Origin of the sequence: Shewanella sp. MTB7 (assembly GCF_027571385.1) — a bacterium.
Lineage (GTDB): Bacteria > Pseudomonadota > Gammaproteobacteria > Enterobacterales > Shewanellaceae > Shewanella.
In genome coordinates this window covers 457954-470860 of sequence record NZ_CP085636.1, presented here as the reverse complement: position 1 = coordinate 470860, position 12907 = coordinate 457954, and the positions used below count along the sequence as shown (strand labels likewise).

8 protein-coding genes are annotated in these 12907 nt (G+C 43.5%); all 8 read left to right on the top strand.

The window, feature by feature from the left end; genetic code table 11:
* Nucleotides 1–159: 159 nt before the first annotated feature.
* The 8 genes from HWQ47_RS02095 (at nucleotide 160) to HWQ47_RS02060 (ending at nucleotide 12906) form a co-directional block, all read left to right on the top strand.
* The gene (locus tag HWQ47_RS02095; RefSeq protein WP_269969555.1) at nucleotides 160–1155 is read left to right on the top strand and encodes a YagK/YfjJ domain-containing protein; all 996 of its coding nucleotides are present in this window, start codon (nucleotides 160–162) and stop codon (nucleotides 1153–1155) included.
* Nucleotides 1156–1335: 180 nt separating this feature from the next.
* Nucleotides 1336–1971 (top strand): HGGxSTG domain-containing protein, encoded by a 636-nt coding sequence (locus HWQ47_RS02090; RefSeq protein ID WP_269969554.1) that lies wholly within the window; start codon nucleotides 1336–1338, stop codon nucleotides 1969–1971.
* A 235-nt stretch (nucleotides 1972–2206) separates the two neighbouring features.
* The gene (hsdR, locus tag HWQ47_RS02085) at nucleotides 2207–5749 is read left to right on the top strand and encodes a type I restriction-modification system endonuclease (protein WP_269969553.1); all 3543 of its coding nucleotides are present in this window, start codon (nucleotides 2207–2209) and stop codon (nucleotides 5747–5749) included.
* Nucleotides 5750–5996: 247 nt separating this feature from the next.
* Nucleotides 5997–7175 (top strand): protein adenylyltransferase Fic, encoded by a 1179-nt coding sequence (gene fic / locus HWQ47_RS02080; protein ID WP_269969552.1) that lies wholly within the window; start codon nucleotides 5997–5999, stop codon nucleotides 7173–7175.
* A gap of 55 nt (nucleotides 7176–7230) precedes the next feature.
* Entirely contained in the window at nucleotides 7231–8847 is a 1617-nt protein-coding gene (locus HWQ47_RS02075) for a class I SAM-dependent DNA methyltransferase (RefSeq protein ID WP_269969551.1), read from the top strand.
* Nucleotides 8844–10268, top strand: coding sequence for a restriction endonuclease subunit S (locus HWQ47_RS02070; protein WP_269969550.1), 1425 nt, complete (start codon nucleotides 8844–8846; stop codon nucleotides 10266–10268). The genes HWQ47_RS02075 and HWQ47_RS02070 overlap by 4 nt, the downstream gene beginning before the upstream one ends.
* A 92-nt stretch (nucleotides 10269–10360) precedes the next feature.
* Entirely contained in the window at nucleotides 10361–12073 is a 1713-nt protein-coding gene (locus HWQ47_RS02065; RefSeq protein WP_269969549.1) for a hypothetical protein, read from the top strand.
* An 8-nt stretch (nucleotides 12074–12081) separates the two neighbouring features.
* Nucleotides 12082–12906, top strand: a complete 825-nt coding sequence (locus tag HWQ47_RS02060) for an OmpA/MotB family protein (protein ID WP_269969548.1) — start codon at nucleotides 12082–12084, stop codon at nucleotides 12904–12906.
* Nucleotide 12907 lies beyond the last annotated feature (1 nt).

Sequence of the window (12907 nt, the reverse complement as noted above, 5' to 3'; positions counted from 1 at the left end):
CACACTTTGAATCACTGCGACACACCAAACTACCAACTAAAAAGCCTTGAAACCAAGACGAACTGGATAACAACGGCTAGAACAGACAAGGTAAACGTGCGGATATTAAATAATATATCGCTGCCAAACTAAACGAATGTCCATTATTAGAAAATATCCATGCCAGAAAAAGCGAATAAACATAACATTAATAAAGCTAAATCTCATAAACACCCATTTTGTATAAATGAGCATAATTCGTCTTTGTTTGCCTACAAAAAACATGGCTATCATGTTTACAAGCCTAAGCAAAACGGTTTAATAAAAAGCATCCTCAATACGATAATCTCTGACTACGAAATCATGCTTAGTCATTACAGTCGAGTATTGGTTGCCAGAATTGATCTTCACCCTAGTGTTTACTCGGCAGATAACCAAGTTATTGAGCAGTTCTTAAAACAACTAACGATCTTGCTGACGAACCAATACCAATGCAAGGTGCTTTACCACTGCGCCAGAGAACAAAACACTTCAAACATCGAGCATTACCACCTTGAATTCATGCTCAGCGCCCATAAAATTAACCACTCCTATCGATTGCTATCACTCGTTAAAGCTATGTGGGAAATGCATATTAATGGCACTGTATCATTCGTCGATAACCCCTTCTGCATAGTATATCGAGGCAATAAAGCCTCGCTCAAAGACGCTATTTACCGTTCAAGCTATCTAGCAAAAGAGCACACCAAAGAGCTAAATGGTAAAGCTAGAAGCTTTTTAAAGAACAAGCTCAAACCAGCCAAAGAGTTCGAGCCTACAACAGATCTAATGCTGGTGGATCCAAGCATCACATTTGAAAGAAACAGACGAAAGCTAGCATTTCAGCTTGATCAAACAAATGATCCACAGCCAAGAAGCCAATCAAGTAAACCATCAAAACATGGCTGGTTTAATATCCTTTCTCATGCTCAACAACTTAGAGAGTGCATAGCATCAAGGACCACCAGCTTAAATCATCTAACCAATAACACCCCAATTGATGACGAACAAAAGTATCGCTACAAAGACGCATTAATCAATGAACAGAACAACGAGGTGATCACTATCCACACAGAATTGATCACTCGAGTAGCAGCCCATGAACCGAAAAGTGATCACTCTTTTTTTGATCACTAAGACCATCAATGATCAAGTCATAAAACAGAGGTAAACAGCGGAATACACACTCTCCACGGGGTTTGTGAATATTTCAGTGAACAATCGTCACTGCATATTTTCAAAATGCAAAACAAAGCCCATGAACCGAAACAAATCTAAAAGATGATCACTGTTGTGATCAAAAAAGCAGGAGCAATAATGGCTAAGTTTAATCTAGACAGCCTGCCTAAGTGCGGCGCTAAAACCAGAAGTGGTAGACCATGCCAACGCTATGGCAATAAGACAAATGGCCGCTGTAAACTACACGGTGGGCGCTCAACAGGCGCAAAGACAAAAGAAGGAAAGTTAGCTGTACGTGTTAACGCATTGCTCAATAGTTTTATCTGGTACTTTGACAACCACTTTTACATGAAAATTAAAAAGTCTGATCTTAAAAGGGCCATTACTGCTTACCTGCACTTAATCGATCTAAGTGACCTACAATCAGATGAACTTGAAGATAAAATTCGCGATGTCATCAGCCAATATCGAGTTGAACTAGAAATGTGTAAATATCGTATCGCTGAATATGAAGGTGCGAATGCTTTACTCCTTATTCAATCGGCATTAGATCATTATTACAAAGACACAGCCAGCGAACACTTGCTGTTCCACATATACACTCCCGTATACCCTACTCCTTTCTTCCACAGAACTTTTGGTTCTGCTGCTGAAGCCAAACAACAGATGAGGCTACTCATAAACACTACTAGAAAAAAAGGCTCCTTTTACACAGGGAGAGTGTACCCAAGCCCTTTACAAAAAGAGATCAAAAAGCAGCTTAAAAAAATATAAAACCACACCCAATAAAACAAAGGGACATCCCACCCGAATTCAACTGTCCAACTGTACCAAGCGATTTCTCGCTAAAAGCCAAACACCCCTCTTAATATCAAATAAAGAAGGTTGTTTTCTATCTCCTCTTAAAGCAAAGTGATCTCGGTCTACGTTCTTAGCTGTACGTTGCCGTTTTAATTAATATAATTGCTATTCCCTAAACATTGGACGTTATCGTTGCAAAGAGGAAGTCATGACAGGATCAAATAGCATTAACGCTACCACAGCGGTAGGTAACTTTGGTTTCCTCATAGAGCATGACCCCATCTTTCTACAGCTAGCACAAAGTGCGGAGCGGGCTTTCTCTAGCGACCCTAACACCACACTAGTTAAGCTGCGCCAGTTTGCCGAAGCGATAGCGCAAGATCTAGCGATGCGTTGTAGCATCGAGTTTGACGATAAAACTAATCAAGCCGATCTGCTGTTTAGGATAAACCGTGAACTACGGCTAGAATCGCAAATCATTAGCCTGTTCCACGGTCTGCGTAAAGCGGGTAACCAAGCAGTACATCAATTCAAAACCGAGCATAAGTCTGCACTAGCTGGCATTCGAGTCGCTCGTGATATTGCCATCTGGTACCACAGAGCCTTTGGAGAGCAAGGGGTCGACTTCAGATCGGGCGAGTTTGTTATCCCACAAGACCCTAGTAAGCAACTAAGTGAGCTGCAAACTCAAATCCAACTGCTTAAAAGTCAGCTCATAGAACATAACGAGCAACTTGAATCTAATCAGCAGCTCACATCGCTACTTGAGCGCGAGAAAGAGGAGTTTGCTGTTCTTGCCGAGCAGATGAATGCAGAAGCCAGAGAACTGGCTATTCAGGCCAAATCACATGAGCAAGCACTCGCCAAGCAACAAGCTGAATTTGATAACAAGCTTACAAAGCTTCAAAAGCAGTTAGCCGAGCAAACAGAGGAAACACTCAAGGCGATTAAAGCTCAGCGCAAAGATGTGAATAAGCGTACCAACACCGCCAGCAGTCGCTTTACCCTTAATGAGGAACTAACCCGTATCCTCATAGACCAACAGCTAACCGATGCAGGCTGGGAAGCTGATAGCCAAGAGCTAACATACCAGAAAGGCATCAGACCCGAAAAAGGTAAAAACCTCGCAATTGCAGAATGGCCAACCAAACATAACGGCCAAGGCGGGCGTGCTGATTACGTCCTATTTTGCGGTTTAACGCCTATTGCAGTGGTTGAAGCTAAAAAAGAGAACACCAATGTAGCGGGTAAAATCCCCCAAGCAGAGCGCTACTCTAAAGGCTATAAACTCATCTCGCCTCAAAAGGGAGCATGGGAGCTAGAAAATAGAACCGTAGCTTGGGCTGATGAGGAAGATGGGCATTACCACATTCCATTTGTTTACTCCTGCAATGGACGCCCCTTCAACAAGCAGCTTGCTGAGCTCTCAGGCACTTGGTTCCGCGATACCCGCAAAACAAGTAATGCCAAAAGACCACTGCAACAATTCCATTCTCCCGATGGACTTATCGATAAATTAAAGCGCAGCAGAGAGGAAGCAGAAAAGTTGCTGCAGCAAGAGGGTTTCGATTATTTAGGCCTGCGTGATTATCAGCAAAAAGCAATCGTGGCGGTAGAATCTGCTCTTGAACAAGATAAAACTCAATGCTTGCTAGCAATGGCTACAGGTACAGGTAAAACCCGAACCATCATCGGCTTGATGTATCGCTTTCTTAAGGCCGAACGCTTTAAACGCATCTTGTTCTTAGTAGACAGAACCGCGCTTGGGACTCAAGCCTGCGACTCGTTCGATGAAGCAAAGCTTGAACAGAATAAGACACTATCTTCTATCTACAATATTGCCGAACTGGGTGATATGAGTAGTGAAGCCGAAACCCGTATTCAAGTTGCCACCGTGCAAGCAATGGTGAAGCGCATCTTTATGTCTGACACGCCACCGTCCCTCGATGAGTTCGACTGTATTATTGTCGATGAAGCACACAGGGGATATGCACTCGATCAGAAAATGACTGAAGGCGAACTCGCTAACCGTGACGCTAGCCAGTACCTCTCCAGCTATCGCCGCGTACTCGATTACTTTGATGCTGTTCGCATCGGCCTTACCGCTACTCCAGCAAAGCACACCAGCGAGATCTTCGGTAAGCCAATATACACCTATAGTTATCGCGAAGCCGTGGCAGAAGATTGGCTCATCGATCATGAGCCTCCTATTCGCTATGAAACCCTACTAAGCAAAAATGGCATTAAGTTTGAAAAAGGCGAAACCGTATCCGCCATTAATACTCAAACCGGAGAAGTTGAATCAGCCGACTTAGAAGATGAACTTAAGTTCGATGTAGAATCTTTTAATCGCCGCGTTATAACCAAAGGATTTAATGACGTTATCTGCGATCAGTTAGTTAACGAGCTTGACCCTTTTGGTGATGAAAAAACGTTAATATTCTGCACTACAGACCTGCATGCCGATATGGTTAAAACCGCGCTAGATAGTGCCTTTAACAAGATGTACGGTGATGATTACAATCAGGCTGCCGTTGCAAAAATCACCGGAAAAAGTGATAAGGTCAGTCAGCTCATTCGGCAATATAAAAATGAACGTTACCCTAATATTGCCGTGACCGTCGATCTACTCACCACTGGTATCGATGTTCCTACAATCAGCCACCTGGTGTTCCTACGCCGCGTTAAATCCCGTATTTTGTACGAGCAGATGATGGGCCGTGCAACACGTCGCTGTGACGAAATAGGCAAAACCGTCTTCAAAGTCTACGACCCTGTCGATCTCTACAGTGCACTAGAAGCGATCAACACCATGAAGCCGATTGTCAAAGATCCTAATATCACCTTAGAGCAGCTGGTGGACGAACTGAGCGATGATGCTCACTTAGAGCAAGCGCTAAATACACCAGGTGAGCAGACAGAGACGAGTCACGCCAATGATGTGCTGAATCAACTGACCCAAAAAGTCATGCGAGTTATGCGCAAAGCCGTTAAAAAAGCAGAGAGTAAACCAGAGCTTAAAGCCAAGTTAGACCAACTTGAAGGAATGTGGGGCGTTGCCCCCGATAAGCTCCACCAGCACCTACATCAAATAGGGCCTAAACAGGCAGCGCAGTTCTTCAAACAACATCAAGGCTTAATCAATCAACTCGCTGAAGTACGTTTCTTGGCAGGTAGCGACAAAATGCCTGTTATCTATGAAGGCCATGATGAATTCTTAAGTCGTCAGCAAAGCTATGGTGTACATGAAAAGCCTGCTGATTATCTCGAGAGTTTTAATACCTTTATCAAAGACAACATCAACCAATCGGCAGCACTGTCTGTCGTGGTGAATAGGCCCAAAGACCTCACTCGCGAGCAACTCAAAGAAGTTAAGCTATTGCTAGATGAAGCAGGCTACAACGAAGCCCACCTACAAAGCGCATGGCGCAAGAATACCAACCAAGATATCGCCGCCAGTATTATCGGTTATATCAGACAGGCCGCCATCAATGAGGCCTTAATCCCCTTTGAGCAACGCGTAAGTAACGCTATGCAGCGCATCTACAGCGAACATAATTGGACCCCCAATCAGCGTAAGTGGTTAGAGCGCCTTGCTAAGCAGTTGATCCATGAAGCGGTAATTGATAAGTCCTTCGTTAACCTACGATTCGCCGATCATGGCGGTGCTAAGCGCTTTAACAGTGTGCTCGATGATCAGCTAGATACAGTACTCGATGAACTTAATGAGTACCTTTGGCAAGCTGGCTAGTACTTAGTCTCTGGAATATGGTCGCAGGGATATGTATAGGAATTCGTGTTTTCTATACATATAAATTTTACCTGTATAGATATCGGCACTTTCTATACATGTCGATACAATCGACATAACGACTCAAAATACGCCATTCATGTCGATTAAATCAGTTTTTATAAACATGTTTTCTTTACATGTCGATTGAATCGACATAAGCTCACTGCAATATCTATTTATGTCGATAAAAGAAGGTTTTTTAAACATGAAATGGCAAGCTGAACAAGCATACAACCATTTACCCCCACTGCCGCTAGGGAGTGATCTTGGGGAGTTAGCCGAAACCTTACTCATACTAAAAGCCTGTATTCCAGCACGTGCCGCCCTTGCCGAACTAAAGCAAGCGGGAGAGTTATTGCCAAACCAAGGGCTACTCATCAACTTACTGCCACTGCTTGAAGCGCAAGGCAGTAGTGAGATTGAAAATATTGTCACCACTACCGACAAGCTATTCCAGTACGCTCAGGAAGATAGCCAAGCCGACCCCATGACCAAAGAGGCGCTGCGTTATCGCACCGCCCTATACCAAGGCTTTACAGAACTGACCAGTAGGCCTTTATGTGTTACCACCGCATTAAAGATTTGCAGTACCATTAAATCGGTACAGATGGATGTGCGTAAAGTACCAGGTACTAGCTTAACCAATCAGGCCACTGGTGAAGTTATCTATACCCCACCAGCAGGCGAGAAGGTTATTCGTGACTTGCTAAGTAACTGGGAAGCTTTTCTACACAATCAAGATGATGTTGATCCACTGATTAAAATGGCCATGGCCCATTACCAATTTGAAGCTATCCATCCTTTTATCGATGGTAATGGCCGTACAGGTCGTGTGCTGAATATCCTCTACCTTATCGACCAACAACTGCTTAGTGCGCCGATCTTGTACCTAAGTCGTTATATCGTCGCTAATAAACAAGATTATTACCGATTGCTATTGAACGTAACCACCAAGCAGGAGTGGCAACCGTGGATCATCTTTATCCTCAATGCCGTAGAGCAAACCGCCAAGTGGACTACCCATAAAATCGCAGCTGCCCGCGAACTAATTGAACACACCACTGAATATGTACGGCAGCAGCTACCTAAAATATACAGCTACGAGCTAGTACAGGTGATCTTCGAGCAGCCCTACTGCCGCATTCAAAACTTAGTCGAAAGTGGCTTAGCTAAACGTCAAACCGCCTCAGTCTACTTAAAGCAGCTATGTGATATTGGTGTGTTACAAGAGGTGCAATCGGGTAAAGAGAAGCTATTTGTTCACCCGAAATTTGTAACTCTGATGACCAAGGATAGTAATCAGTTCAGCCCTTACTTTGATATTGAAAGCAAAAAGCTTGATGCCGATAGCGCAAAAGAAAGTACTAATGCAACCACAAAGTAAGCCACTGCATCAGTAACAGAATTTAATCCAAATTATTTTAAGATTGAGAAATATTATGAGCAACAACGATATAGTACAAAAGCTGTGGAACCTCTGTGACGTACTGCGTGACGACGGCATTAACTATTCTGATTACGTTACCGAGCTAGTATTACTGCTGTTTATCAAGATGGTGCATGAGAACACAGAAGCTGGGCTACTGAATAAGCATACCTTACCTGAAGGGTGTCGCTGGAGTGACTTAAGTGACAAAGATGGCATCAACTTATTGAACGACTATAAAAATACCTTGATGGCACTATCTACAGGTAAGCGTCGTGAAGTCGATCCTGACGATCCAAAAAATACCATCGAGAAAATAGTCGTCACAGATCCATTAATTCTTGCTATCTACGCCGATGCACAAACACGCCTGCGTGAACCACGCCACTTAAAGCAGTTAATCAAATCACTTGATTCTATCGACTGGTTCAGCGCCCAAAAAGATGGCTTAGGTGACTTATACGAAGGCTTACTAGAAAAGAACGCTAACGAGACTAAATCCGGTGCTGGTCAGTACTTCACTCCGCGAGCCTTAATTGACTCTATGGTGCGTGTTATCAACCCACAACCTGGCGAAGTCATTCAAGACCCTGCCGCAGGTACCGCAGGTTTCTTGATAGCGGCTGACCGTTATATAAAAGACCAAACTGACGATTTATATGATCTAAAAGATAATGTAAAAGCATTTCAAAAACACAATGCCTTTGTCGGTGTTGAGCTAGTACCCTCCACTCGCCGTTTAGCCTTGATGAACTGCCTACTGCATGGCATGGAAGGCGATGACGAAGGTGTGGTACATCTAGGTAACTCACTCGGTCAAGTGGGCGCCGCTCTACCAAAAGCGGATATTATCCTCGCTAACCCACCGTTTGGTACCAGCAAGGGCGGCGATGCCTCCATTACCCGTGATGATCTCACCTATCCCACCAGCAACAAGCAGCTAGCCTTCCTGCAGCATATCTATCGTAACTTAAAGGCTGGTGGACGTGCTGCCGTAGTATTACCTGATAACGTCTTGTTTGAAGCAGGCGTGGGCACCAGTATCCGTGCGGATTTGATGAACAAGTGCAACCTGCACACAATTTTACGTTTACCAACGGGTATCTTTTACGCCGCAGGCGTGAAGACCAACGTACTGTTCTTCACTAAAGGCAGTGAAACAGACAAGTTACAGGAAGAGAACTGCACTAAGAATACTTGGGTTTACGACCTACGAACCAACATGCCTAACTTTGGTAAACGTACCCCGTTTGGTGAGCAACACCTTAAGCCATTTGAAACTGTGTGTAACGTCGCGTTAACTGACCGTAAGGAAGGTGAATGGTCGTTTAATGCCGAAGAAGCTGAAGTTGATGATTCAGTGGTTAATCAAGGGTTAGATATCAGCGAGAAAGCGCAGCAAAGAGTAGCGCACAGCCGTTGGCGCGTATTTAGTCGTGAATTCATCCGCAACAGCAAATCAGATTCATTGGATATCTCATGGCTTAAAGACGCTAACAGCGTCGATGCTGCGGACTTAGGCACACCAGAAGAGTTGGCAGGCGAGGCCATGACAGAGCTCAAAGGTGCATTAGCCGATCTTGAGGCTTTAATGAAATCACTAGGTGCAGAGTTAGAGGTGAAGGGATGAGCCAAGTGATTCCTGAGGGGTGGTTAGAACAGCCTATTGGCAATATAGCTAATGTGGTAGCAGGAGGCACTCCCAAAGCTGGTAATCCAGACAACTTTGCAACTCCAGGTAGTGAGATTGCCTGGCTTACGCCCGCAGATTTAAGCAAATATAAAAGCAAATTTATATTGCATGGTGCTAGAGATTTAAGCCAAGAAGGCTACGACTCAAGCTCTGCTAAATTAATGCCTAAAGGAGCTCTGCTATTTAGTAGTCGCGCCCCAATAGGCTATGTTGTTATAGCTGAAAATCCAATCTGTACTAATCAAGGTTTTAAGAACTTTGTTTTTACGGAGCAAGTTGATTCAACTTATGCTTTTTATTACCTCAAAAGTATTCGTGATTTAGCTGAGAGCTTAGGTTCTGGTACAACATTTAAAGAGCTTTCTGGGGCTACAGCTAAGACGATACCATTTCGTTTAGCCCCGCTAGCCGAACAAAAAGTCATTGCCGACAAGCTGGATGAACTGCTAACGCAGGTGGATAGCACCAAAGCCCGCCTCGATGCAATTCCTGCCATCTTAAAATCATTCCGCCAATCCGTCCTCGCCGCCGCAGTGAGTGGCAAATTAACAGAAGAGTGGCGTGGAGATTCTGATTACCAAACTATAAATAAGTATTTTTCCGTTCCAAGAAGCTGGGAGCAAAGCAAAATAGAGCTTGTAATTGACTATGTCACTAGTGGTTCTCGTGGCTGGGCAAAGTACTATTCTGACTCAGGTTCATTATTTATCCGCTCGCAGGATATTAACTCTGACGAATTAAAGATCGAAGACGCTGCATTTGTCTCTCTCCCTGATCAAATTGAAGGAAGAAGAACGAAAGTGCAGAAGGAAGACTTACTGATAACGATCACTGGGGCAAATGTTACTAAGTGTGCACGAATAAGGAAATCAATCGAAGACGCCTACATAAGCCAACATGTGGCTCTTTTGAGGTTGAAAGACACTTCTAACTCAGTTTTTATCGAGTTGATGCTTAAAGCTCAAAACGCTGGAAGAAAACAACTCACAGATATGGCGTATGGTGGTGGCAAGCCTGGATTAAACTTACAAAATATTAAAGATGTAGAGTTCGCTTTACCTACATTAAAAGAACAAACCGAGATCGTCCGCCGTGTCGAAGAGCTGTTTGCTTTCGCCGATAAAGTCGAAGCTCAGGTCAATGCCGCCCAAGCACGAGTTAATAACCTCACCCAGTCGATACTCGCTAAAGCTTTCAGAGGCGAACTCACCGCCGACTGGCGCACCGAGAACCCGTCCTTGATATCAGGTTCAAACAGCGCCGAAGCCCTGCTTGATCACATCAAAGCCGAACGTGAAGCCCTTGCTGTTAAAAAGAAGCCAGCTAAAAAGCCCAGAGCGAAGAAGGCAACAGTATGAGAATGTGCATCCAGCTGTATGTATTATAAATAATCTTGATTTGTGTCATAGTGCTTTTGAGTTCCACGGAAGGATTAAATGAGTAAAAATAAATGAAAAACATTCTAGTTATGATGGCTGAATTCTTTACATCAGGCATTGGTATCGCATTACAAATTGCGATAATTGTTGGTATCGCATTAGTTAACTGGCACCTTTTCAAAAAAAAATGTAATTCACTGAAAGCCCAGTTACAGCCTGTTGTTGATCATTTATCTCGTATCGAAGGTGTGGAACAATTCCCTGAAGAGTTTTATGAGCTTGAGGATACGATTGCTAACTCTCCAATAATGAAAAACCCATGGCGAGAATTTAGCGAGGTTTTATTGCGACCAGGAGAGCATCACATTACAGATAGTTCGGTAATTGTTAATACAAGCAGACCGCAGCAATTTTTCTCCGACCAAACGATTATTAGACCCCATGTTAATGTGCGTTACTTTAATTCTGTCCCTAACAAGCTAACAGGGTTAGGGATTTTAGGCACTTTCTTAGGGTTAGTCGCAGGCATCTACCTTGCGTCTTCTGGTATTGGGTCTAACAATATCGATGAAGCTAAAGGTGCCTTATCTCATTTACTTGATGGCGCATCTCTCGCCTTTTTAACCTCTATTGCAGGCTTAATTACATCGATGGTTTTCTCATGGCGGGAGAAAAAGCATAGTTATGAACTAAAACATTTACTCAGTGAATGGAATGACTTACTTGAGGAGCGTTTGGAGTTTATTAGTGCCGAGCGGCTTAATACCTGCATATTAATTGAGGCTCGCAGTCAAAGCCAAGCATTGAATAGTTTCTCTACAGATTTAGCGGTTAGCCTAGGACAAGTCCTTAACGAGCAAGTATCGCAGCCTTTAAACGAAACGCTCGGTAAGATTCAATTAGCATTAGAACAACTCAATCAAAACCAATCGAAAGCCGCAGACGAAACAATTGAGCGTCTTATCTCTGAGTTTAGTCAGAGTATTTCAGGTGCCGCGGGCAAAGAGATGGAGGCATTTGCTACCACGATGCAATCATTATCAGGCGATTTGCGTGAGCAGATGAAGGCGATGAATGACAATCATGAAAGTATGCAGAAGAGCACCAAAGATACGATTGGTGACTTAAGCAAAGCCTTTACAGAAGGCTCAAACCAGATGCGTGAGGAGATTAGCGCTGGTGTTGCAAGCATGGTAAATGGTGTCACACAATCTGTCGGTGAGATGACGACTATGCTGAAAGAAGCGACGCAAGAGTCTGCAAATAATATGCGTAAAATTGCCACTGAATTCGACTCTTCTATCAGTAAGCTACGTGATAGTACTAACGATATTGCTGACATTACATCGAACAATAAAGCCCTAGCAGAAGAAATTCGTCTTGTGGTTGTATCTTTGTCTGAAGTTCATCAGCGTATCGCAGCTGTTGTAGAGCCAATAGCTGACTTAGCTGAAGATTTAAATAACTGTGGCGATGCATTGAAAACTGGAATTTATACACTTTCAGATTCCGCGCAAACGAGTCAACAGGCAGTAGCACAATTAAAAGAGATGCAAGATGAAGTGCGTAGTTACTGGCAAAGCTACCAAGATCGCTTTACCGAAGTAGATGAATCATTAGGCAAGACTCTTGAGAGCCTAAACCAAGGCTATGCTACTTTTGCAGAGTCAACCACCAGCTACTTGAACGGATTAGATAGTAATGCTGCGCAGATAGTAGAGAAGCTGTCCGGCGCGGTGAGAGAGCTTGCTGACGTTGTCGAAGACTGGCCTGCGACGGCATAGGATAACCCATGAACAGTGACAACGAATGTGAAATTGACGAGGACTCTGGCTACCTCGTTTCGGTAAGTGACTTGATGTCTGGCTTGGTATTTATCTTTATTATTACTTTAGTGGCTTTCATTCTTAACTTTCAGGATGCAGCGCAAAGAACCGCACAGGTTCAGAAAAAGATGGAAACTGAAATTGAGCGTCTAAATGCCGTGAAAAAACGCATGGAAAGTAACGACTATATTCGTGCTCAGTTGCTTCAAGAGTTACAGCTAAGATTGAAAGAGGAACATGGGATTATTGTTAATATAGACGAGGCTCATGGTGTGTTACGTTTAACTGAAAACGCCATTACTTTTGCATCTGGTTCTGCAGAGTTAAATGAAGACAACTTAGTTAAATTAACGGCCATTCGTCATGTCCTAGAAGATGTTTTACCTTGTTTTGCAGTGAACTTAGCGCCATCGATTTCATCTTGTAAAGAGTATATGGCAGAGGAACACGCCTATTTAGAAGCTATTTTTATTGAAGGACATACAGATAATACTCGATATAGAGGTGATGATAGTGGCCGACTAAACTGGCAGTTATCGGTAAACAGAGCCATTCGTACTTATATGGAGTTAGTCGGGGCGTCTAATCGCTTGAAGTCTATGGATAATAATAACAATGAGGCAATTTTCAGCGTATCAGGTTATGGCGAAGAGAGGCCCTTAGATGGTCACCGCCATCAAGTCGCAACAGATGATCAAGCAAATCGTCGTATAGATCTTAGATTTATCATGACCCCCCCAGAGTTTACCGATGCAGAAAAGGCGCTGTTGATGAACGGTTTTAAAGGCTAAT

Coding starts and splice junctions, on each gene's coding strand:
- HWQ47_RS02095 (WP_269969555.1), top strand. CDS start 160: ATGCCAGAAAAAGCGAATAAACATAACATTAATAAAGCTAAATCTCAT.
- HWQ47_RS02090 (WP_269969554.1), top strand. CDS start 1,336: ATGGCTAAGTTTAATCTAGACAGCCTGCCTAAGTGCGGCGCTAAAACC.
- hsdR (WP_269969553.1), top strand. CDS start 2,207: ATGACAGGATCAAATAGCATTAACGCTACCACAGCGGTAGGTAACTTT.
- fic (WP_269969552.1), top strand. CDS start 5,997: ATGAAATGGCAAGCTGAACAAGCATACAACCATTTACCCCCACTGCCG.
- HWQ47_RS02075 (WP_269969551.1), top strand. CDS start 7,231: ATGAGCAACAACGATATAGTACAAAAGCTGTGGAACCTCTGTGACGTA.
- HWQ47_RS02070 (WP_269969550.1), top strand. CDS start 8,844: ATGAGCCAAGTGATTCCTGAGGGGTGGTTAGAACAGCCTATTGGCAAT.
- HWQ47_RS02065 (WP_269969549.1), top strand. CDS start 10,361: ATGAAAAACATTCTAGTTATGATGGCTGAATTCTTTACATCAGGCATT.
- HWQ47_RS02060 (WP_269969548.1), top strand. CDS start 12,082: ATGAACAGTGACAACGAATGTGAAATTGACGAGGACTCTGGCTACCTC.